The organism is Bacillus sp. FSL K6-2944, assembly GCF_038005385.1.
Classification (GTDB): Bacteria; Bacillota; Bacilli; order Bacillales; family Bacillaceae_G; genus Bacillus_A; species Bacillus_A cereus.
The window spans coordinates 1127101-1149975 of sequence record NZ_JBBOTE010000001.1 but is presented as its reverse complement, the minus strand read 5'-3'; the positions used below and the strand labels follow the sequence as shown (position 1 = coordinate 1149975).

Below are 22875 nucleotides of genomic sequence, written 5' to 3'. Positions count from 1 at the left end.
TTAAACGGAGGATGTTTCATGGTTAAAGAATTAGATTTGCAATCTGTACAAGGTACAATGCTTATTCCACTATGGGGAAGAGCATATGGCAGTGAGAAAAATAAGGATATTTTAGATGATATAGAAGCTATTCGAATAATTAAAGAATGTGATTTTGACTTCTCAACAATAGCAAATACATTTGGCGAATACGGATGTATCACATACATTACCCGTGCACGAAAAATTGACGATACGATAAAACAATTTATAATAAAACACCCGAATGCTACTATTGTAAACATCGGTTCCGGACTAGACACTACTTTTTCAAGAATCGATAACGGTACAATACATTGGTACAATCTTGATTTGCCCGATGCAATCTCTTTTCGCAAAACTTTAATTGAAGATACCCCTAGAAACATTAGCATTGCTAAATCATTTTTTGATACTTCTTGGTTTGACGATATAAAATATAATCCAAACGACGGTATTCTTTTTATATCAGCAGGTGTGTTTTATTACTTTAAAGAAGAAGATTTAAAAAAGATCGTAGTCGCTATGTCAAAACGTTTCCCTGGAGGAGAATTATATTTTGACGCTGAATCAAAGTTCGCACTGAATCTTTCGAATGCTACTGTAAAGAAATCTGGTAATAACGGTGCTATGATGTATTTTTACGTAAATAATCCAAAATCAATAGAAAAATGGTCCTCTACAATAAAAGTATTGAGCTGCTCCCCTTTCTTTAAAGATATAGCTACAAATAAAGATTGGGACGGTAGTACGCGTATAATGATGAGAATTGTAAACTTAATAAAAATGTTGAAGTTTGTTCATTTACGGTTCAAAAAATAAAAAGTAAAGAAGAGCTCAATACATTTATACTTAGGTCATAAATGTTAATTTTAATAAAATCAAAGGCAGAAACATAATTGTGAAGTGAAACTTTAATCAATGGGGCTTTGCTCATCCCCCACTGATTATCAGCCCTCACCAATCAGGCTTTTACGGGCAGCCCGCTCCCCACCTAACTTCTTTGCTTTCGCTGAATTTTCAGGTGGGGGTCTTACTGCCCGTTAATGCGGGATAAAATCTTGCATGCGCTTTACGTGGGAGCTAAAATGTTGAATCTCATCGATTTTCAAATCATGTACACCATCTTGCAACATATATTGAATCACTTACTACTATTTATATGTATATGTTCTGACCATTAACAGCTTTTACCTTTAAATTCTTTAAACCCTATCCTTTCTTATATGAATAGCTTTCTTATTCAAAAATAGATTTTTAAAAATTCCTACTCCCACAATTAATAAACCTATACCAACTAATTTATTTACTTGTAATGGAACACTCTCCATTCCAAATAATCCGAATGTATCAATGCATAACGCAACGACCAATTGAGTAATAAGACTAATTAGCACCGTATATGCTGGGCCTAAGCTCTTTATTGCACCCATTATACAAATAATTAACCCGATACCAAACAGTCCACTTACATAAAACAAATAATTTGTAGTATACACTTTAATGTTAATACTGTTTTCTGTAATGATATAAAATAGAATAGAACTAATGAGACCTATTCCAAGGACACATGTAGTTGTTAACCACTGTCCTACATTTTCATTTACTTTTGCATTAAAAACAGATTGTACGCTAATTAATATTCCTGCTAATATAGCTAAACTAAATCCAATCAAAATCTTCCTCTCCCTTTCATTGCTCATATATATTATTTTTAGCGACTTCCTTCATTCTAGAAAAATCTTTAATTACAATAACTCCATTACTCTTTTCAATTAGTTTTTCATTATAAAATCTTTGTAATACCCGAATTACGTGCCTATAACTTACCCCTATAAAATCTGCAATACTCGTTACTGAAGTTGCATCCAAATCCCCTTTATACATATTCCCATTACTATCTGTTGAAATTGAAAGCAAATAACTAGCTACACGTACTTCTACAGGATAAAGTAAATTAAGAGCAGTAAAACGAGTCGATATTTTTAACGTGTTGGAAATATTTTCAAGCAAGAACTTCATAAATATAGGATCATGTAATAACTTGTTTCTAATAACCGTATTAGAAATAGAGATTGCTACAACATCTGAACAAGCCTCAACGACATTATGTGCTTTGCTATTTTGAATTAATTCAATATCACCAACAATGGCCAATGGATTGATAAAGCGAAGGATTAGTTTCTTCCCTTCAGGTGTAATCGTGTAAACTTTTACTTTACCTTTAACAACAAAATATAAACGATCCATTTCGTCATCTATATTGCAAATAAGCTCGCCTTTTTCAAAGTGATTTAATTGAAAATAAGCTGTATCTATTTCTGAAAAAATCTCGAGCGTTTTATTGGTTCTCAAATAATGCGTAATTAAACCTGATTTATCCTCCATATTCATTTCTCCTTTCATTTACATATTAAATACAACAATACCTATAATCATTACTATTGTTCCCACAATATGATATCTCTCCATCTGTATCTTTTTTATATGAAACAGTCCTTTCATTTCAATAACTGTTGCCGCTAACAATTGAGCAACCATTAGTGTGCCAGCTGTCAATGTAACTCCTAGTGAATATATCGCCATCGTTTCTGCACAAATAATGAATCCACCAAATGCACCCGCTGCTAAATATACTTTTTTCACACTCTTTAAATCTGTTACTTTCTCTTCTTTCTTTAACAAAAATACAGTTGTTGCAATAAGGAATCCAATTAAATGGGTTATAATACTTGTCGACCATATACCGATATGTGAACTAAGTTTCGCATTAAAGGTTCCTTGAAGTGTTATAAATATCCCCGCAAAAACAGCAAATATAATACCTTTCAAAAAATCATCTCCTCATCTTTTATTTCTGACTTAATTAAAAGCTATAATCCTATAATGGCAAAAGGACAAATGTCACATCACTATGAAAATAACTTGGAATGAAAAAAAACACACCTCAAAAATGCGAGATGTGTTTTTGGTTATTTGTATATAATGTTTTTCGAATAAAAATTACGCTACATTAAAAGATTTCTTTTTCATAACAAACTTTGCAAATAAGAAACGTACAAGCGGTCCCATAATAATTAATTGTAATGGATATGCCATTATGAAATTTTTAATAAAAATCGAAAAATAAATTGAAACAAATGAATCTCCTTGTAGTCCACCATGTAAATGCATCATAGCCATACCAAAAAATGACATAAAGAACACCATTCCAATTACCATAGTTGTCGCCATTGCAACGATAATATTTATTTTCTTAGATTTATCAAATGGCAACATGAATACAATTTTTTTCGCACAAGGTCCAACTATACACATTTCAATTAATAGCGCAATAATAAAGCCAATTAATAGTTCTAATGCAATCTCTTTAATATAAATTGATCCTCCTGTTTCATTCATTAGTAAATTGTAAAACGTCATTACGATAACCATTCCAAGGCACATCATCATGCCAAATTGGAGGTTTTCCTTTCTTGTTGTTGGCGAATTTCATCATCCTCTCTCTTTGAGTCTTTGTCATTATATCGACATTGGAACCCCCTTCGTAAGTGAACATTTTGTGAACAAATTTAAAACGTTTTCATGTATTTTCTTTACTTTCAACTCAAATTCTCACTTTTACTTATAAAGGTTTTATATATTTCAATGTTGAATTACTAAATTTAACATTGCATTACATTATTACTAGGAGGATAACCATGAATGAAGCAGAATTTTACGCATATCACATCGTAACAAGGAAAAAAATGCATATCGGACAAATGATTCCTTTTAACAAAAATCAACACAATACTCTATATCACTTCTTTTTTGAAAGAGAACAATTAAATGCTAATGGTGAAGATGGCATACAAATTTTAAATAATCACTATAAAAATGACGAATTACATATAAATAATGAAAATGCTAAAGTAGTTATGAGTTATATGGATCAAACAATTAGAGCAGTTAGAGAAACAATAGTAGAAATGGTTAGACTACAAGAATTCCCTGAATACCCTTCCAGGTTATCTTGTTTATACGCTGCTAAAAGCTATGAGGATGCTTTGAAATGGAGAGCGCTATTTGATTCTTACAATCGAGAAGTTTTACAGATTGTTAAACTACGAGTAATCGGAAGTTCTTTTGAAGGTGACGGTAATCTTTTACCGAAAGAAGATGGCATTCCTTTTTCTCAAAAAATCGAACAAGCTAGAGAGTATTGGAAAGGAAATATTAGAAATGAGCTTCCTGAGCTACTGATTAATGGCGAAATTGAAGTTGTGGAAATTATTGATGACTTCTCCTCAATTCATATTTAATTTCTAACTAAATCATATAGGATGGAGATTACAATGAAGAAAAAAGTGTACTTCAATCATGATGGCGGCGTAGATGATTTAATTTCATTATTTTTATTACTTCAAATGGAAAACGTTGAACTTACCGGTGTATCTGTTATCCCAGCAGACTGCTATTTAGAACCCGCAATGTCTGCCAGTCGTAAAATTATCGATCGTTTCGGCAAAGGTAATATTGCCGTAGCCGCTTCAAACTCTCGCGGGCAAAACCCGTTTCCGAAAGACTGGCGGATGCATGCATTTTATGTAGATGCTTTACCAATTTTAAATGAGTCTGGAAAAGTTGTAACACCCGTGGTGGCAAAGCCTGCACATCACCATTTAATAGAAACACTCCTACAAACGGAAGGAAAAACAACTTTATTATTTACCGGGCCCCTAACTGACCTTGCTCGTGCATTATATGAAACTCCCATCATCGAAGATAAAATTGAACGTCTCGTTTGGATGGGTGGTACATTTCTTACAGCAGGCAATGTACATGAACCAGAGCATGATGGAACAGCTGAGTGGAATTCGTTTTGGGACCCTGAAGCAGTGGCTCGTGTATGGGATGCAAAAATTAAAATCGACTTAGTGACACTAGAAAGTACAAACCAAGTTCCGTTAACTATAAACATACGTGAACAATGGGCAAAAGAACGAAAGTATATTGGTATGGATTTCCTTGGTCAATGCTATGCAATGGTTCCCCCTCTCGTTCACTTCTCAACGAACTCTACCTACTATTTATGGGATGTACTAACTACCGCGCTTGTCGGAAACACTAACCTTGCAAAAACTGAAACAATTAATAGTATTGTTCATACATACGGACCAAGCCAAGGACGTACAGAGGAAACTGCTGATGGACGACCTGTAAATGTCGTTTACGATGTAAAACACGATGTTTTCTTTGAATATATTACTAAATTAGCTAAAAAAGCTGCTACTTGAAACCTCAATAACACGAAAAAAATTTATTAAGAATGATATACTTTAATTAATATAACATGAGGTGATAAGATGGATTATGAGTTACTAAAAGAACGAATAGAAATTATAACTTCTAGAATTAAATACATAGGTGGTGAAGTTCAAGAAGTTTGTATAGATGAACCATCTTCCCTTGAACAAATAATCCAAGTAGAAGAAAAACTGGATATTAAACTACCAAATAGCTTCAAAAAAGTACTTTTAGAGTTCTCAGGAAATTTTAGCTTACGCTGGTTTTTACCTGACGATGTAGAGCTACCAAATGAATTTACTGATATTTTTTGCGGAACACCCCACTGGAGTTTAGAAAGTCTTTCTAAATTCGAAAAAGAACGTAAAGACTTGGTTGACGAGTTTTTTTCAAATTTAGATGATGAATATGATGTAGTTTGGCACAACAAATTAGCATTTTGTGAAGTGGGAAATGGAGATTATTTAGCATTTGATATGAAAGATGATATAGATGCTCCAATAATTTACCTAAGCCACGACGATGGAGAAGGACATGGGTATAAGATTGCGAATAATTTCATTGAATTCATTGAGAATTGGTCAAGAATAGCTTTTGTAGGATGCGAAGATTGGCAGTGGTTACCTTTCACTACCAGTTTTGAAAGTGGTATAAATCCAGATGATGAACCAGCCAAAAAATTTAGAAATTGCTTGGGACTTAATATTTAAAAGAGTATTGAATTAAATTTCAATACTCTTTTTGTGCAATTTAATTATATTTGATTAATGTAGTGTCTTACAGATTATTCATTTCATAACCATTGACAAAATACGTTATTTTTTCTAACTCATCTTCATTTAATTCTCTATCTAGTTCTTGTTTGTACGCTGCCTTTATCTTCTCTTCATCGCCCTTATGAGCTTCTGTATAAGTTCCTACTGCTTTTAACATGCGAATCTCTTGTAAAAACTCCTCTCGATTTATCGCTTCCCCATGAGAAAGAATATATGTCTCAGCATCAAATTTTTCTAATTCATCTATTAATGCAAACGTTCTTTTCGTCGTATAGTTCCACTTCGAGGAAAAAATATCTGCATATATACAGTCCCCTAAAAACAATATCTTTTCTTCTTTTATGTACATAACAACTGAATCATGTGCATGATCTCCGCCCACATGTTTTAACACGCATGTCACCTCACCAAGATCTAATTCCATTTGATCCTGGAACGTTAAGGCCGGAGGAATAATGTTAATATTTCTCGCTTTTTCTTCAAACTCTTTCTTGATGCAATCCGCACAAAATTCAATTTCAGTACCCTCTTTTACGCGTGCATCCAACGCTTCATCTGTCCATTCATAAGATACTATTGTCTGCATTTCTTTTTTCGTTTCAGCGTGCGAAATAGTTAATGCATTCCGTAATACAGATAATCCAAAAATATGATCCCAATGCCAATGCGTTAGTGCTACAAAATCAGGATTTGATACATTTTGTTCTTTTAACATTTCTAAAAATAATTGTGCATGTTCTTCTGAATTCCCTGCATCGATCATTAACGTTTTTTCTTTTCCAACAACCATTCCTAATATAGGTCTATCTGTTTCAGAAACAGGTGTCATATACCAAAATGAGTTTCCTATTTTTTTAATTTGTTGCATAACCAATTCCCCTTTTCATTTCCTCACTTAAGTTTAATATATAGATTATAACGAATCACTACTTTTTTCTCTATACTCAAACACAATTACTTGGACTAATCTAACTTTTCTTTTCGTAAGCTAAAAATAAGGGAATAGAATCGGAGTGTGATACTATGGAACGTTTATGGATCCCAATGATTGTAACATTTTTTTCGTTCGGTGGATTACTATTAGGCGGTGCTGTTGGAGTAGCAACACGCCAACTCATTGAAGAAAAGATGCATTGTTTATACGCATTATGTGGCGGTATTTTGTTTGGGTTATTGTCACTTGAAATTATTCCTGAAACATTTTCAAGCTATGAAATGATTGGACCTATACTTGGTATAGCTATCGGTATTTTAGTTATGGGCTTATTAGATAACTATTGTCACCATCCAATGATACATAAAAAAGATCAACAAGCATGGCAAACCTTTCTTTTTCTCTCTTTCGCTATATTTATTCATAATATACCGAGTGGATTTGCGTTAGGTACAGCTTTTATAAATCATAATGACTCTGCCATTCCCTTTTTAATAGCAATCGTCGTTCACCATATTCCAGAAGGATTAGCTTTAATTATTCCATTTCTTTTTACAAAACATAAATATATTTCCTTTTTATTAACGACTTTATTACTTTCTCTTATTCTCGGTACTGGCACAGTTTTTGGCATTTTGATGGAAGGAAAAGCTCTTCACCTGCAAGGCCTCATTATGGGAAGTGCTATTGGTTCACTTGGATATGTCACAATTCATGAAATGCTTTGGAAAGCTAAGAAACAGCTCTCTTTCCTTACATTTCTAATGTGGGCAACTAGTGGTTTTTTACTAATAACAGTGTTCACTTTATTCGCTGGTCATCATTAAAGTTGCTAAAGTGAAACTTTTGTTCCTCCCACACTGATTCTTGGATTACAAATAACCAGATAAATTTTCTTATTTGTATATTTTTCCTATTTTTCCAAAACATAATGTTATCTACCTATTATAAGGAGGAACAATTATGTTTGGGAAAACAGCCGGTGAAGCATTAGTTGATTTATTAATTGACTGGGGAGTAGAACACATATACGGCATGCCTGGAGATTCCATTAATTCTATCATTGAAGCTTTAAGAAAAAAACAAGATAAAATTAAATTCATTCAAGTTCGCCATGAAGAAGCTGGTGCATTAGCAGCGGCTGCCTATGCGAAATTAACAGGAAAACTTGGCGTTTGTATGGCAATTGCAGGACCTGGTGCTATTCATTTATTAAATGGTTTATATGATGCGAAACTCGATAAAGCCCCTGTTCTAGCAATTTCAGGTCAAGTAGAAACCGATTTACTTGGAACGGACTTTTTCCAAGAAGTAAATTTAGAAAGAATGTTTGATGATGTTGCGGTTTATAACCAGCGTATTATGTCAGCAGAGCAACTACCTGCCGTAGTGAATCAAGCAATTCGAATGGCTTATACGAAAAAAGGTGTATCCGTTCTTACAATTCCAGATGATGTCCCTAAATTCGAAGTAAAAAATGGTGCCCGTGTTACAAATACTTCTTTTACTTTGCCTGAGTTGTTTCCACAAAAAAACGATTTAGATGCAGCGAAACTCGCAATAAATGAAGCGAAAAGGCCTGTGATTTTAGCTGGAAAAGGAACAAAACATGCGAGAGAATCTTTACTTGCATTGGCAGAACATATTGGTGCTCCAATCGTACTTACATTACCAGCTAAAGGAATTATTCCTGATGAACACCCTCTTTGTATTGGTGGATTAGGATTAATTGGAACGAAACCTTCTTATGAAGCAATGAAGCATGCAGATACTTTAATTATGGTCGGTACTTCTTATCCGTTCACCGGCTTCTTACCTGAAAAAGCAAAAACAATTCATATCGATACAGATCCTGCCCAAATCGGGAAACGTTATGCGACAGATATTGGTTTAGCTGGTGATGCTGATAAAACATTACGATGGTTAATTGAAAATGTTGAAGAACACACAGACCATTCCTTCTTAGAACATCACCAAGAAATGATGAAAAAGTGGGAAGAAAAATTACACGATCAAGAAGAAGACTCTTCCATTCCAATTAAACCACAACGCGTTATGCATGCTCTGCAGCAAGTAGCACATGATGACGCAATTCTATCAGTCGATGTCGGAAATGTAACAGTATGGACCGCAAGACACTTCCGTATGACAAACCAGCAATTTGTCATTTCTAGCTGGCTCGCAACACTTGGTTGCGGTTTACCTGGTGCTCTTGCTGGAAAAATTGCATTCCCGGATAAACAAGTATTTGCAGTTTGTGGTGATGGCGGATTTGGAATGACGATGAATGACTTCGTAACAGCTGTAAAATATAAATTGCCAATCGTTGTCGTCGTATTAAACAATAATAAAATTGCGATGATTAAATTCGAGCAAGAAGTTATGGGTAATATCGAATTCGAAACAGATTTAACGAACCCTGATTTTGCAAAATATGCAGAGGCGTGTGGAGGTATTGGATACCGTGTTGAGAATTTAGATGAACTCCTTCCCGCTTTCGAAAATGCAGTAAAACAAAATAAACCGTGTATTATTGATGTAGTTGTAGATGCTAACGAAGCACCAATGCCAGCAAAAATCACATTTGGTCAAGCCGCTGGTTATACGAAGCATATGATAAAAGAATTATTTGAAGAAGGTAAGATTGATTTACCTCCACTTTAATCGAAAAAAGATAGCTGAAAACAATTTGTCTTCAGCTATCTTTTTTATTTTTGTATCTCTCTATAAAAAGAAAAGTCATTCATAGTTGGTTGTACTTGTTTCTCTACTTGTAATTCTTTACTTTCCCTCTCTAGCTTTCTCACATTTCCTAACTTAATCGCATCTTGCATGCCATTACTAATTAGATTTCCAGCTAAAATTGTCATACTATAAAAAGCAATCGGTATAAGTACAATCCATGTATGAGTAGTTAAATGACGGAAGTTTTGACCAATTAGGCCGGTCCATTCTTTTGTTACACTATCTGCCTCTGTACCAAAGATAATTGTTCCACCAAAAAATAACTCTAACAAGCCAAGATGCAAGAGAAGTAATAAAGTACTCACAAATTGTTGAGCAACAAGTAAAAAAAATGATGGTAATACGTGTGGCCATACGTGATTTTTCACTCTATGCCATTTACTGCCCCCAAGCACAGTTGCTGCCATCATAAATTCTTCTCTTTTTATCCGACGGACTTCCTGCGCTGTATATAACATAATTGTTGGTACCGCTAAACATGTAAGGATAACCATTTGAAATATTACCCTTAAATGAAACGGCTCTGGTACTGTCCCATTTTCAAACACTAAAACTTCCTTTAACACAAAAAAAGAAATCATAACCATAGGTACAATGCTGAACGGATCAAAAAAAGATGCTATAACTGGAAAAGAACGTTTGCTATACATACCAAGAAGCAAACCAATACCTCCTCCAACTATAACTCGTAGAATCGCTATAATTACGCTCGCACCAACTGTCCATTTCGCTCCTTCTATTATTAGCTGGAAAAGATCGCGTCCTTTCTCATCACTACCGAACCAAAATTTATTCGACGGTGAAAACGGAGCAGCCTCTAGTTCTCCTTTTTCGTTATACATCATCGTAAGTTCACGGATATTCCCATCGAAAAATAAAGTATTTCCAATACTAACAATCATAAGTACGCTTAAAAAAGTAACACCAAACCAAAATCTCACATCTCTTTTTACAACTTGCCACATGCTAAACACGCTCCTTTATTACATTTTGTAAAAACGTATGTAATAAACGAAATAGTATAAAAAGCGGTACGTATAATATAATTAAACTTACTGTAAATATTTCTAATTTTGAATTTTCTTTTACAAAAACAAACATACCGTACGTATTAAATATCCATTCAATAATATATAAATTTGATAACATAAATAAAATATTTGTTTTTGCATAATAGATTGTTGTTAACAAAACATTTCTTGAAATATGATTTGTTAAAATATGTCGTAAACTAAGCCCTTTACTTTTAGCAAATATACTATAATCTTTCTCTAATTCTTCTCTGAAACGTAATAGTAGTAGCTTAATAAATAATAGTGTTGTAGGCAAAGTTAGACATATTATTGGCAATAGGTGAGCCCTTTCCTCCCCAATCCCCGCTAGTTTCACTGGCATAAAGCCTGTCTTTTGAAAGATTATTACGACTAGAAGTTGCGATAATAAAATTATTAAAATATCTGGGATGCTTTCAAGTACGACAAAAATCCCATTCCACATTCGTTGCTTTGATTGAGACCGTTGTAATACCCACACAACGAGAACATACGCAATAAGTAATGACAGTAAAAATGCCGAAATAAATACAAACATTGTCTCTAAATAATGAATCCATATTTGCGGAAATAATTTCCTCGAATCTCGAAATCCATATGTAATTTCCCAAGGTTGGAGTAACTTTCCTCCAATAAACACAATCGTGTTCCAAAAACCAATTAAATCAATTTGTAATCCCTTAAATAATCGAGGAAGCGCACCTAAACAGATTATACATAGAATTGCAGCGAATAATTGTAAACAAGTAATCCCACACCACTTAGCAGTTCGCATCAACATAACTATTACCCCCTTTAAAAAGAATATTCAGAAAAAATAAACCTCTTTAACCACACCTTGAATTCTCTTTTTCCCACTTAGTAAAATAGCTTGGAATAAACACGTAACAAAAAATAATCAACCAAACACGATAAATCCCAAAAGTAATTTTTTTAAAGTTTCATTTAGGTATATATACCTAATCCCTTCTTTAAACTCTGTTATTAACATCTTCAAATTAACTTCTTTCCATTTTGTTCTACCATTTGGTAAACGAACTTTTTCTGGAATGGAGATCGTTTGAATCAAAATACCACTCGTAATAAAAGTAAGTATATTTACTAAAATGCTCCCGTAAATTCCAAAAGTCCAGTACACCATCGTTGCAATTCCTACACCAAACAAAGCATACAAACTATTTACCATTTGATTAATACCCGCTGCTGCACCATATTGGTCTGATTCAACTACTCCCTGTATCATCGATTGTTCTGATGGAGAGAAAAATTGTATACATGCATTTTCCAAAAATAAAAATATAAAGACAAGTATAATCATCCCGTAATAAAGCGAAATTAGGATTCCAATATTACAGAGCGAACAACATATGTTACTTACTGTACAAATACGTTGTCTATCAAATCGATCCACTACTGTCCCTACTAATAGAAAAAAGATTAATGCAGGTAATGCAATCATAATTTTTGTCATCGTTGCGTAAACTGGTTGTTTTCCGTATTGATCTAACAAGTAAAACATTAAAGAAATTCCAGCAATCATAGAACCGAGTCGCTCTAAAATATTTGCTAGAAAAAACGTGCATACACTTTGTTGCGAAATAACTGTAGCATTTCTTTCATACTTCGTATCCTTCCTCTCGACAAAATAGTATTGTTTTAGTCATTTATTGGAAGTTACATATATTTTTCGACCATTATCCAATCTTTTCCTTCTTTATAAAAAACATAAAAAAAGAGCCCTTATTCTCAACACAAGGACTCTTTTCATAAACTATTTAGCTACCTCTTCTTTCGGCATTACCATACCTTTATAAAGTTGAACAGTTATCCAGTAATAGATGAAATAAATGACTAAGAATATCCCAATTGGCACCCACACTTTTACAAACGGGTCAACTAATATAAAGCTGAATAAGTTAAGCCCTACTAAAACGTGAGAAATGCCAATGATTGCTGGGAAGATAAATAAATATGAACTTTCTTTATATATACTTTTCGTTAACATACTGCGTCTCACACCAATTTTTCGTAACATTTCATAACGGCGTACGTCGCGAGAAGCACCTGTTAATATCTTGAACATAAGGGAACTTGCCATCATTGCTAAAAAGGCAATTCCGAGGAAAAATCCCATAAACATTGTTCCGCTCATGAAGCTGTTCATAAACTGATAAATTGTCATTTTCGTAAATAAGTCTACCTTTTCACCTGTTGCTTTTTCAATTTGTGCTTTTTGTCTCTTGTCTATTTCGATCAATAACGGTTTATATTTTTTCATATCATCTACTTTTGCTAATGTTACAGTGTGTTCTGTTCCTTGAATTCCTTTATAATGCTCTTCGTCTGCAATTCTTACTGGTTTTCCGTTAAATTGATTATGCGTAATTTGTATCTCTCTTACAACTGCGTCTTCCCAATCCTTTGGCATACGAGGGAATTTTGCTAATTCAGGAGCCTCTAAAGCTGAATATACAGGTTCTGTTAAAGGTTCAGTTACACGTTTACGAACAGGCTCTTTTAACGTTTTTGTATCAAAATGGTCTGAAACAAGTGGTGGTTTCGCAGTTAAGTCGTTACGTAAATAATAAACCGCTTCTCCATCTACTTTATAGTTGTACTTGCTTTCTTCAACAATTTCCATTTTTTTTAAGGCAGCTTTGTCTTGATCATTCGGATCATGAATTACAACATCATATACACGAGAAAAGTCTGTCATAATACCTACATTTTTTTGGAAAGCCATACCTGCCGTCATCGCACCTGCGCCTAATGCAATTAACATCGCTACAGTACCTAATACTCTCGATAAACTATTTACTCGAAAGCGTAGCTGTGCATATGTAAAACTATTTAGACCAGTTTCATTTCGTTTTTTATTCCCCTTAATTTTCATCACAAAAAATGGGAGTAATGAACTAAAGATAAAATATGTTCCAAGTGTTGTAACGATGGTTGCTATAATAAAACCTAATTCAGCATATATTTTTACATTCATCATAAAATAGTACCCTATACTTACTAGTAATACACCAAGTACTGTCATTATAATAATGCGAGTTTTACTTTTCTTGACTTCATCTAGTGTTTCATCTTCACGAATTAACTCTAGTTCAGTTTTACGTAACAATCGGACACTGTTCATTAAGCCAGTAATGAAAAATAGTATTAAGAAGAAAATAGCTGTAACTAAAATTGCTGGTGTGTATACAGATGCATAACTACCTTTTGCTGAAATTTCCATTCCATTCATTAAAAAGTTTCCTGCTACACTTGCAAGTAACATCCCTACTAAAATACCGATAATAATACTGACAATACCCATACCGAATGTTTCAATAAATAATAACTGTGCTACTTTTTTCTTTTTTGCACCAAGCATCATGTACATACCGAGTTCTTTTCTTCTTAACGTGAGTAAGAAAGAGTTGGCATATATAATATAAAATACAGTAATGAAAGATAATAGTATTGCACCTACCCAAAAGACGAGTCTAATACTACTAATTAGGCTATTATCTTTCGTAAATTCACTATTCATCGCCATCGTTTGGAACATATAGAAAATACTAATACTAAACGAGGCCAATAAGTAAAACCATATAATCTTTTAACATTTTTTTCATACTATGACGTGATAATTTAAATAACATAGTTTCGCCCCCTACTTAGACTCAGCAGCTGAGCCCATATGAGCGAGCACACCTAAAATGTCTTGATAGAAATTCTCTCTAGTGCCTTGACGATTTAATTCTTTATAAAGAAGACCATCTTGAATAAATAAAATACGCTCACAATAACTTGCACTAAATGCATCATGTGTAACCATCAAAATACTTACATTGTGATTTTCATGTAAATCTTGCATTGCTTCTAATAAACTTTTTGCGTTTTTACTATCAAGCGCACCTGTCGGTTCATCTGCTAATACAATTGCTGGATTATGTACTAAAGCTCTTGCCGCCGCTGTTCTTTGCTTTTGTCCACCAGAAACAGCAGTTGGATATTTTGTTAAAATTTCAGTAATTCCTAATTTCTTCGCAACGTCATTTACCTTTCCAGTAATCTCACTTGATGGTACGCCTTGCAGAGAAAGTGGTAAAGCTATATTTTCATAAATTGATAAGTTTTCTAGTAGATTAAAATCTTGAAAAATGAAACCTAATTTTTGAGAGCGAAAATCAGATAACGCATTGCCCTTCATAGAAGTAATATTTGTACCAGCTATCGTCACACTACCACCTGTCGCTTGGTCAAGTGTACTTATCACATTAAGTAAAGTCGTTTTTCCAGACCCAGAAGGACCCATAATCCCGACAAATTCTCCTTCTTTAATACTTAACGATACACCCCTTAATGCTTTTGACTGATTCTCATTTCTTTTTCCATACGTTTTTTCTACACTTTCTACAGTAACTACATTTGTTGACATCTCTTTCACTCCATCCCTTTTGTATAAAATTAATTTCTCACATATTTCTTATTATTTTGTCATGTAAATCCTTAAGATTTTTTTAATTATTCATTCAATAAGAGTTACACCTGTAACATGAACATATTTCCTACTTCATATTCTCATTTTTCTACAACTCGTTCCCTCGATTTCGCTTACATTTACCTTACATTTTTGTAAGATAAAAAAGAAAACACGCTAATTTCTAATAGTGTGTTTTCTTTACAATCAATATTTTCTATTCTTTATTTCTTCTTCAATAGTTGCCACAAATACATCTAGTGCAATAACTTCTGACTTCTCTTCTCCATATTTACGTACATTTACAGCTCCGTTTTCCATTTCCTTATCCCCAATAACAAGAACATACGGTACTTTTTGCATTTGTGCTTCTCTTATTTTATATCCTAATTTTTCATCTCGTGCATCTTGTTCAACACGAACTCCAGCTTGTGCTAATTTAAGTGCAATCTCATTGGCATATTGTTCATGTACTGCATTTGAAACTGGAATTACTTTCACTTGAACTGGTGCCACCCATGCCGGGAACGCACCTCCAAAGTGCTCAATCAATATTGCTAAGAAGCGATCTAATGACCCTAAAACTGCCCTGTGAATAACAACTGGTCTTTTCTTTTCATTATTTTCATCTATATAATTTAAATCAAATTTCTCTGGCATTTGGAAATCAAGCTGGATTGTTCCGCACTGGTGACTTCTATTTAAAGCATCTTTAATATGAAAATCAATTTTCGGCCCGTAAAATGCACCGTCACCTTCATTTAGTCTATATTTATAATTTAGCGATTGTAATACATTTTCTAATGCTGCTTCTGCTTGCTCCCATAATTTATCGTCACCCATTGAATCTTCTGGACGAGTAGAAAGCTCTACTTCATATTCGAATCCAAAAGTTTTATATACGTAATCAATTTGCGCCATTACGGATTTGATTTCATTTTCAATTTGTTTTGGAGTTACAAATAAATGTGCATCATCTTGGCAGAAAGTACGTACTCTTAATAATCCGTTTAACGCACCACTAAATTCATGGCGATGTACTTGACCGAATTCACACATACGAATCGGTAATTCACGATAAGAATGCAATTTATTTTTAAACATAAGCATGTGCCCTGGACAGTTCATCGGTTTTAATGCAAAACTTTTATTATCTACTTCAGAGAAATACATATTATCTTTATAATGTCCCCAGTGCCCTGATCTCTCCCATACTTCTTGGTTCATCATGAACGGAGTGCGTACTTCTTGATAATTGTACTCTTTTTGAATTTCTCTTAAAAATGCTTCCAATTCGTTACGAATCATTTGTCCTTTCGGTAAATAAAACGGCATTCCCGGAGCCTCTTCAGAAAACATAAATAACTCAAGCTCATTGCCTAACTTACGATGATTTCTTTTTGTTGCTTCTTCAACGAAATGTAAATACTCTTCTAATTCTTTTTGAGAAGAGAATGCAACACCATATATGCGCTGAAGCACTTGGTTATTACTATCACCTCGCCAATATGCACCGGAAACGTGAGTTAATTGAAATGCTTTCAAATAACCTGTTGATGGTAAATGTGGCCCTCTACATAAATCTACAAACTCACCTTGTTTATATAGTGTTACACTTTCCCCACTAGGAATTGCTTCTAAAAGTTCTAATTTCAAGCGATCGTTCATTTCTTGAAACAGTTTTGCTGCTTCTTCTCGAGAAACCTCAACTCGTTCTATCTTTATATTTTCATTTATAATCTTTTTCATTTCTTTTTCGATTTTTCGTAAATCTTCTACGTTTACACTACTTGGAAGATCCATATCATAATAAAATCCATTTTCAATAACAGGCCCCACCCCAAGATTTATATCACCATACATTCTTTTTACAGCTTGCGCTAAAATATGTGCCGCAGAGTGTCTTGTAATTTCTACACCTTCATTTGAATCTATAGTAATGATTTCTACTTCCGCATTTTCTTCAATATTTCGGCGTAAATCATATAACCCATCATTCACTTTCCCCGCGACTGCTTTCTTTTTCAAACTACTGCTAATGGATCCCGCAATTTCTTCTAAAGTAATTCCTTTTACAAATTCTTTCACGCTACCATCTGGAAATTTAATTTCAATCATTTGTTCTTTCATTTTTCATCTCTCCATTTCATAATAAAAAGCACACTCATCCCTAACATAGGGACGAGCGTGCTTTTACCCGTGGTTCCACCCAGATTCCCATCACAAAATGCAATGGCTTCTTTTACGGTAACGTCGTTTATACGGCACTAGATACTTAATTTCCCCAGTGCAGCTCTAAGGTGGTAAGTTATTTTTCTGCGTTAGGAAGTTCTCAGCCTTCCTTCCTTCTCTGTATAACCGGGTAAAATAACTCGTGTCCTTTTCTTCGCTTATTATGAAATTGAATGCAAAAAAGCATATTCATCCCTAAATATAGGGACGAATATGCTTATATCCGTGGTTCCACCCAGATTCCCATCACAAAAAACATAATGGCTTCTTTTGCGATAACGTCGCATACACGGCACTAGATACTTAATTTCCCTAGTGCAGCTCTAAGGTGGTAAGTTATTTTTCTGCGTTAGGAAGTTCTCAGCTTTCCTTCCTTCTCTGTATAACCGGGTAAAATAACTCGTGTCCTTTTCTTTGCTTTTTGTAAAACATCCATTTATTGTTATTTAATATATCTTATTCATTTTATTTTTGCAAGTGTTTAAAAAAATTATTTATTTAATTAAAAAAGTGAAACCAAATTTTTTTGGTTTCACTTCACAATTTTACCAATCTTGTGGTTCGTAATTTAAGTCTGCAAATAGACGTCTTTTCTCTTTCTTTGTTAAATCTCTCCACTGCCCAACTGGTAAATTATTCAATTCAATATTCATAATTCTCGTACGTTTTAACGTGTATACTTGATAACCTAAAGCTTCACACATACGGCGAATTTGACGATTTAGCCCTTGTGTTAAAATAATTTGGAACTCATATTTTGATAACTGTGTAACCTCACAAGGAAGCGTTTTTGTTCCTAAAATTTTAACACCCGCTGCCATTTTCTCTAAGAAATCAGGTGTAATTGGCTTATCTACTGAAACGATATATTCTTTCTCATGTTTGTTTTCAGCACGTAAAATCTCATTAACAATATCGCCATCATTCGTTAACAAAATTAAACCGTCAGAGTCTTTATCAAGACGTCCAATGTGACTAATTCTTAAAGGATGATTCACTAAATCGATAATATTACCTTTTACTGATTTTTCACTCGTACATGTAATACCTACTGGTTTATTTAAAGCGATATATACGTGGTCTCGAGCAATTCGAAGCTGCTCTCCATTTACTCGTACATCATCACCTGGGTTCACTTGGTCACCAATTTTTGCAACCTTACCGTTAATAATTACTCTTCTCTCATTAATTAGTTTATCCGCTCCACGTCGAGACGCTTTTCCAGCTTCACTAATAAATTTATTGATACGCAAATTAGGCACATCCTTTTCTAAAAAAATTTCAAGCTCACACTGCTTCTACCGTACAATACAAAAGGGTAAGCCTCCTATTATAACTTAAATATATTAACATGGAAGGGTATATAACGTCTTCTATTAATTACTTGTTTATAAGAAAATATCTTTATTATACATTCATTTATACACTTTTTCAGCGTTTAATATACAAGCCATTCTTCCTTACATACAGCTTGTTTTCCTTTTATCTCTTCTATATCTTCATGAATATTAGCTAATTTATATAAATCTGGGAAAATCTCTTCCACATAATGTTGATGCGTCTGTTCATCTTTCCAATACGTTAACACTATGTAACGATTTTCATTTTTTAAAGACTTCCCAACTACTCCACCTAACATTCCTTTTGCTTTTTCCATTCCTTTATTCCAAATTGTTTCTTGCTTATGTAAAAAATACTTTTCCTTTTCCACCTTTACATCACATATAGCAACTCTTACGAATGATCCTTCTGTAACAACGTCTTTCAAATGCGTATCAGTTATATCATACAACGTTTGGAATAATTCAATTTCACACGAAAGAAACGTATCCTCTTGATTACTATTTAAATAAATTGTATCGTGAGCACCATTCATAAATGATTGATATGTACTTCTATCTTCCCATAAAGTAAATACACATGCCTCATCTTCATACCATCCACCAAATTGTCCATGAAAACCATCTAGATGCCGTATATCACTCCATTTTTCTTGCGCATTTGAAAACAATTCCTTTTTCTCTTCTTCCACCTTACAGTAGATTGTTTTTAGTAACATTTTTAATTCCCCCTTTAGCATATAATTTATCTTCTTCTCACAATAATTAGTTCACATAATATTTTTATAATCACCCTAATACTCTTTATAGACATATAGAACTAATCATATTTATCACTACATCTATCAAAACATCTATCGAATTTAATTTCAAATGATTCAGAATAAAAAAAGATGTAACTCTTAATGAATTACATCTTTAGCTAATCTCCCTTATTCATCTTTTTCTCAAATAAATAATACGTAATTTCTCCCGGATAATGTACTACTGCTACCTTCCTTTCCCCTTTTTTAAAACTAACAGTATGCCCGTTTTCCCCTAAGTTCTCCCATCCATTTGCCTTTGTAATAGGCATTACACTTATATATTGATAGTCCTCTTCATTATCATCGTTAATATGGATTGCTGACATTGGCACTGGAAAATCTTTAATTTTAGATTCTTTGTCTACATATATGAGTGCAAATAAACCAACTAATAACATAGCCATTGAAATACTTAAAACCAGTTTTCTTCTATTCATTTTCACTAAAAACCCTCTTTTCTCGCATATAGCTTTCATCATTTTACTAAATTTAATTATTCGTGTATAGAAAAGACATAATTTAAATTATTTCTAACCTATTTTCTCTACTTTAAACAACATTATTGTTATATATTATAATTATAAGTTTTTAAATTTTGGAGGCGTTACATATTGCAGAAATTACTTTTTACTAAATGGACAGTTGTTATTTCTATTTTCATCATTTTCGGTACGATTTTCTATGTTACTAATGTTAAAAATAACAACGAAAAAGCAACTGTAGAAACAGCGGAGACAAAAACTTTCAAAACGAAATTACAACCTAAAATTCATGAATTGACTACTCATTATAATGACATCATCGAAAAAGATTGGTTACCTGCCTGGGAAGAGATTAACACGAATGGAGATTCAGTAGATCGAAATAAACTATTAGTTACAATGAGTGCTGTTTCCAAACAGTACGAAACAATTATGAACGAAATAGACACGCTTAAAATTGAAGAAAACATAACAGATATAGATATACAAAAACAACTACTTCAATTCACAACTCAGTTTAAATCCGCATCAAATTTCATGAAAAATGCAGCAAATTTGATTATAGACGGAGCAAATAACTCTACTCCAACCAATGAAACTATTGAAAAAACAAAACAAGCTTTAGGACTTGCGGATCAACATATTGTCATCGCTTTATCTACTTTAAATGAAGTTGAAGATAAATTAGGACTTACAAAAAAATAAAACTATTTACTATTTTAAAATAAAAAATGATTGCAATTCACAATTTGTATGTCTATAATGTTTTTATTGATTTACAATCAATGTGTTTATAAATTTTATAATTCGGATGAACCATTCAGGAGAAGGTCTATTGATCTACCGACGGGGCAAAAAGTTGTTATACCAGCTTTGAAACTCTCAGGTCTTGGTTACAAGTAGAACTGCATGGGGACGAATCTCTGGAGAGACTCCCTCTCGCTTTCATAGAGCGCGGAGGAAAACGAGCACCGAAGGAGCAAATCCGCTACTTTAGCGGATAATCTCTCAGGTAAAAGGACAGAGACAAGCGAAAGAAAAAGCCGATTGTATCGGTTTATTTTTCTATCCCTTGTTTCTCCAGAGACCATTTCATTTACTTGAAGTGGTTTTTATTTTTTCTAAAAAAGGAGAATAAAGATGGAGACAGTAAGTAAAGTATTAGAACAACTAAATCAATACGTGTGGGGATTACCAACTTTGTTGCTACTCGTTGGAACAGGTATCATTCTCACAGTGCGTTTGAAAGGTTTACAGTTTAGTAAACTATTATACGCTCACAAACTAGCGTTTAAAAAATCAGAAGATACTTCTTCTTCTGGAGATATTAGTCACTTCCAAGCACTCATGACAGCTATGGCCGCAACGATTGGTATGGGTAATATAGCCGGTGTTGCAACAGCGGTTACAATTGGTGGTCCTGGTGCAATATTTTGGATGTGGATTACCGCTTTATTCGGTATGGCAACAAAATATGCAGAGGCAATACTTGCAGTGAAATATCGTGTTAGTAATGAAAATGGTGAATATTCAGGTGGACCAATGTATTATTTAGAGCGTGGTTTAGGTAAGAAATGGCTTGCTATATTATTCGCTATATTTGGTACAACTGCTTCTTTCGGTATTGGTAATATGGTGCAATCTAACTCAGTTGCAGAGGCAATGCGAATTAATTTCTCTTTCCCTCCTGCTTTAACTGGTATAGTAATGTCATTTTTAATCGCAATTGTTATTTTAGGCGGTGTAAAAAAAATCGGGAAAGTGACGGGATATGTCGTTCCTATTAAAGCTTTCTTTTATATAATTGCTGGTCTTATAATTATTTTCTATCACTACGACCAAATTCCAGAAGCATTTTCACTTATTTTTTCTGGTGCATTTAATGGTACAGCAGCTGCTGGTGGTTTTATTGGGGCAACAGTTGCATCAGCTATCCAAATCGGAATGGCGCGTGGTGTATTTGCGAACGAAGCTGGTTTAGGGAGTGCACCAATTGCGGCGGCGGCGGCAAAAACCGATTCGCCTGCAAAGCAAGCTTTAGTTTCAATGACTGGTACTTTTCTAGATACGTTTATTGTATGTACAATTACAGGACTAGTATTAATTACTACAGGCGCTTGGAAATCAGGTAAAACTGGTGTTGAAGCTACAACACTTGCATTCCAATCTGTATTCGGTACTGCTGGTAGTATGATTCTCGGTATCGCAATTATTTTATTTGCCTACTCTACTATTTTAGGCTGGTCGTATTATGGAGAAAAATGTGTAGCTTATTTATTCGGAGAAAGTGCAGTTAAATATTATAAAGCAATCTTTATTTTCATGATTGCAATTGGTGCTAATTTAAAGCTAGGAATCGTATGGACATTTGCTGATATTGCAAATGGACTTATGGCAATTCCAAACTTGATTGGTCTGATTGGATTAAGTAGTATTGTTGTTGCTGAAACGAATCGCTTTTTACAAGCAGAGAAATTGAAAGAAAATAATAAAAAACAGGCAAGTTAATCTATGAAAAAAGGAATGACTCATACATGATGAGCATTCCTTTTTTCATCCCCTCTTTTACTTAATTACTATCATTAAAAATATATTTATATCAATATTTACTCCTTTTTATTCCTCCAAAAGTTTTTCACATAAATGTCATAAATCGTATGGTCTAACTATATAGTTGAAAAGGAATGCGACATTAAAGTGTCGCTGAAAAACTCATCCAAGAAAAGGGAG

20 protein-coding genes, 2 pseudogenes, 1 riboswitch and 2 other annotated features are annotated in these 22875 nt (G+C 33.6%); of the genes and pseudogenes, 8 read left to right on the top strand and 14 right to left on the bottom strand.

Going from position 1 to position 22875, the window contains the following annotated elements; all coding sequences use genetic code 11:
• The first annotated feature begins 18 nt into the window (after window positions 1–18).
• Window positions 19–840, top strand: coding sequence for a class I SAM-dependent methyltransferase (locus MHH55_RS05960; protein ID WP_043938702.1), 822 nt, complete (start codon window positions 19–21; stop codon window positions 838–840).
• Between the two features lie 383 nt (window positions 841–1223).
• Here the strand turns inward: MHH55_RS05960 and MHH55_RS05955 are convergent, their stop codons facing one another.
• The 4 genes from MHH55_RS05955 to MHH55_RS05940 all read right to left on the bottom strand — a co-directional run bounded on the left by MHH55_RS05955 (window position 1224) and on the right by MHH55_RS05940 (window position 3471).
• Window positions 1224–1694 carry a DMT family transporter gene (locus MHH55_RS05955; RefSeq protein WP_017657651.1) on the bottom strand — a complete coding sequence of 157 codons (471 nt, stop codon included), beginning with the start codon at window positions 1692–1694 and terminating at the stop codon, window positions 1224–1226.
• Between the two features lie 16 nt (window positions 1695–1710).
• Window positions 1711–2406 (bottom strand): Crp/Fnr family transcriptional regulator, encoded by a 696-nt coding sequence (locus MHH55_RS05950; protein WP_017657650.1) that lies wholly within the window; start codon window positions 2404–2406, stop codon window positions 1711–1713.
• Between the two features lie 18 nt (window positions 2407–2424).
• On the bottom strand, window positions 2425–2850 hold the full coding sequence (locus MHH55_RS05945) for a DMT family transporter (RefSeq protein WP_017657649.1): 426 nt from the start codon (window positions 2848–2850) through the stop codon (window positions 2425–2427).
• Window positions 2851–3021: 171 nt separating this feature from the next.
• Window positions 3022–3471 (bottom strand): hypothetical protein, encoded by a 450-nt coding sequence (locus tag MHH55_RS05940; RefSeq protein ID WP_048538742.1) that lies wholly within the window; start codon window positions 3469–3471, stop codon window positions 3022–3024.
• A 248-nt stretch (window positions 3472–3719) separates the two neighbouring features.
• On the opposite strand from MHH55_RS05940, the gene MHH55_RS05935 reads away from it, so the two are divergent.
• The 3 genes from MHH55_RS05935 to MHH55_RS05925 all read left to right on the top strand — a co-directional run bounded on the left by MHH55_RS05935 (window position 3720) and on the right by MHH55_RS05925 (window position 6017).
• Window positions 3720–4322: a DUF2441 domain-containing protein gene (locus MHH55_RS05935; RefSeq protein ID WP_006918613.1), complete on the top strand. Its 603-nt coding sequence runs from the start codon at window positions 3720–3722 to the stop codon at window positions 4320–4322.
• Between the two features lie 21 nt (window positions 4323–4343).
• Window positions 4344–5297, top strand: a complete 954-nt coding sequence (locus tag MHH55_RS05930; RefSeq protein WP_085964407.1) for a nucleoside hydrolase — start codon at window positions 4344–4346, stop codon at window positions 5295–5297.
• Between the two features lie 69 nt (window positions 5298–5366).
• Entirely contained in the window at window positions 5367–6017 is a 651-nt protein-coding gene (locus MHH55_RS05925) for an SMI1/KNR4 family protein (protein ID WP_000384347.1), read from the top strand.
• Window positions 6018–6084: 67 nt separating this feature from the next.
• Here MHH55_RS05925 and MHH55_RS05920 read toward each other — a convergent pair whose 3' ends face one another.
• The gene (locus tag MHH55_RS05920; protein WP_001184098.1) at window positions 6085–6951 is read right to left on the bottom strand and encodes an MBL fold metallo-hydrolase; all 867 of its coding nucleotides are present in this window, start codon (window positions 6949–6951) and stop codon (window positions 6085–6087) included.
• Window positions 6952–7106: 155 nt separating this feature from the next.
• Between MHH55_RS05920 and MHH55_RS05915 the strand changes: the two genes are divergently transcribed.
• Both MHH55_RS05915 and MHH55_RS05910 read left to right on the top strand, forming a co-directional pair.
• Window positions 7107–7844, top strand: coding sequence for a ZIP family metal transporter (locus MHH55_RS05915; RefSeq protein WP_078188027.1), 738 nt, complete (start codon window positions 7107–7109; stop codon window positions 7842–7844).
• A 136-nt stretch (window positions 7845–7980) separates the two neighbouring features.
• Window positions 7981–9681 (top strand): pyruvate oxidase, encoded by a 1701-nt coding sequence (locus MHH55_RS05910; RefSeq protein ID WP_000467241.1) that lies wholly within the window; start codon window positions 7981–7983, stop codon window positions 9679–9681.
• Window positions 9682–9725: 44 nt separating this feature from the next.
• Here MHH55_RS05910 and MHH55_RS05905 read toward each other — a convergent pair whose 3' ends face one another.
• The 9 genes and pseudogenes from MHH55_RS05905 to MHH55_RS05865 all read right to left on the bottom strand — a co-directional run bounded on the left by MHH55_RS05905 (window position 9726) and on the right by MHH55_RS05865 (window position 20142).
• Window positions 9726–10727 (bottom strand): ABC transporter permease subunit, encoded by a 1002-nt coding sequence (locus tag MHH55_RS05905; RefSeq protein ID WP_000267876.1) that lies wholly within the window; start codon window positions 10725–10727, stop codon window positions 9726–9728.
• Window position 10728: 1 nt separating this feature from the next.
• On the bottom strand, window positions 10729–11595 hold the full coding sequence (locus MHH55_RS05900; RefSeq protein ID WP_000929103.1) for an ABC transporter permease subunit: 867 nt from the start codon (window positions 11593–11595) through the stop codon (window positions 10729–10731).
• Window positions 11596–11715: 120 nt separating this feature from the next.
• Window positions 11716–12434, bottom strand: a pseudogene (locus MHH55_RS05895) (MFS transporter); the annotation flags it as partial.
• 151 nt (window positions 12435–12585) lie between these two features.
• Window positions 12586–14464 (bottom strand): annotated as a pseudogene (locus MHH55_RS05890) (FtsX-like permease family protein).
• Window positions 14465–14475: 11 nt separating this feature from the next.
• Window positions 14476–15243 carry an ABC transporter ATP-binding protein gene (locus MHH55_RS05885; protein ID WP_000106426.1) on the bottom strand — a complete coding sequence of 256 codons (768 nt, stop codon included), beginning with the start codon at window positions 15241–15243 and terminating at the stop codon, window positions 14476–14478.
• Window positions 15244–15492: 249 nt separating this feature from the next.
• Complete coding sequence (gene thrS, locus MHH55_RS05880) at window positions 15493–17415, bottom strand: threonine--tRNA ligase (RefSeq protein ID WP_000663062.1); 1923 nt, start codon at window positions 17413–17415, stop codon at window positions 15493–15495.
• 44 nt (window positions 17416–17459) lie between these two features.
• Window positions 17460–17681, bottom strand: a binding site (T-box leader).
• Window positions 17682–17717: 36 nt separating this feature from the next.
• Window positions 17718–17941, bottom strand: a binding site (T-box leader).
• Between the two features lie 121 nt (window positions 17942–18062).
• A complete protein-coding gene (gene rluF / locus MHH55_RS05875) occupies window positions 18063–18770 on the bottom strand; it encodes a 23S rRNA pseudouridine(2604) synthase RluF (protein WP_001222171.1) in 708 nt (235 codons plus the stop codon).
• A gap of 185 nt (window positions 18771–18955) precedes the next feature.
• On the bottom strand, window positions 18956–19576 hold the full coding sequence (locus MHH55_RS05870; protein WP_000925164.1) for a YdbC family protein: 621 nt from the start codon (window positions 19574–19576) through the stop codon (window positions 18956–18958).
• Between the two features lie 203 nt (window positions 19577–19779).
• Window positions 19780–20142 (bottom strand): hypothetical protein, encoded by a 363-nt coding sequence (locus tag MHH55_RS05865; RefSeq protein WP_002197739.1) that lies wholly within the window; start codon window positions 20140–20142, stop codon window positions 19780–19782.
• A gap of 132 nt (window positions 20143–20274) precedes the next feature.
• Here MHH55_RS05865 and MHH55_RS05860 point away from each other — a divergent pair, with 132 nt between their 5' ends.
• On the top strand, window positions 20275–20850 hold the full coding sequence (locus MHH55_RS05860; protein ID WP_001170889.1) for a hypothetical protein: 576 nt from the start codon (window positions 20275–20277) through the stop codon (window positions 20848–20850).
• A 208-nt stretch (window positions 20851–21058) separates the two neighbouring features.
• Window positions 21059–21179: riboswitch (glycine riboswitch) on the top strand.
• Between the two features lie 106 nt (window positions 21180–21285).
• Window positions 21286–22653 (top strand): alanine/glycine:cation symporter family protein, encoded by a 1368-nt coding sequence (locus MHH55_RS05855; RefSeq protein ID WP_000451037.1) that lies wholly within the window; start codon window positions 21286–21288, stop codon window positions 22651–22653.
• Window positions 22654–22875 lie beyond the last annotated feature (222 nt).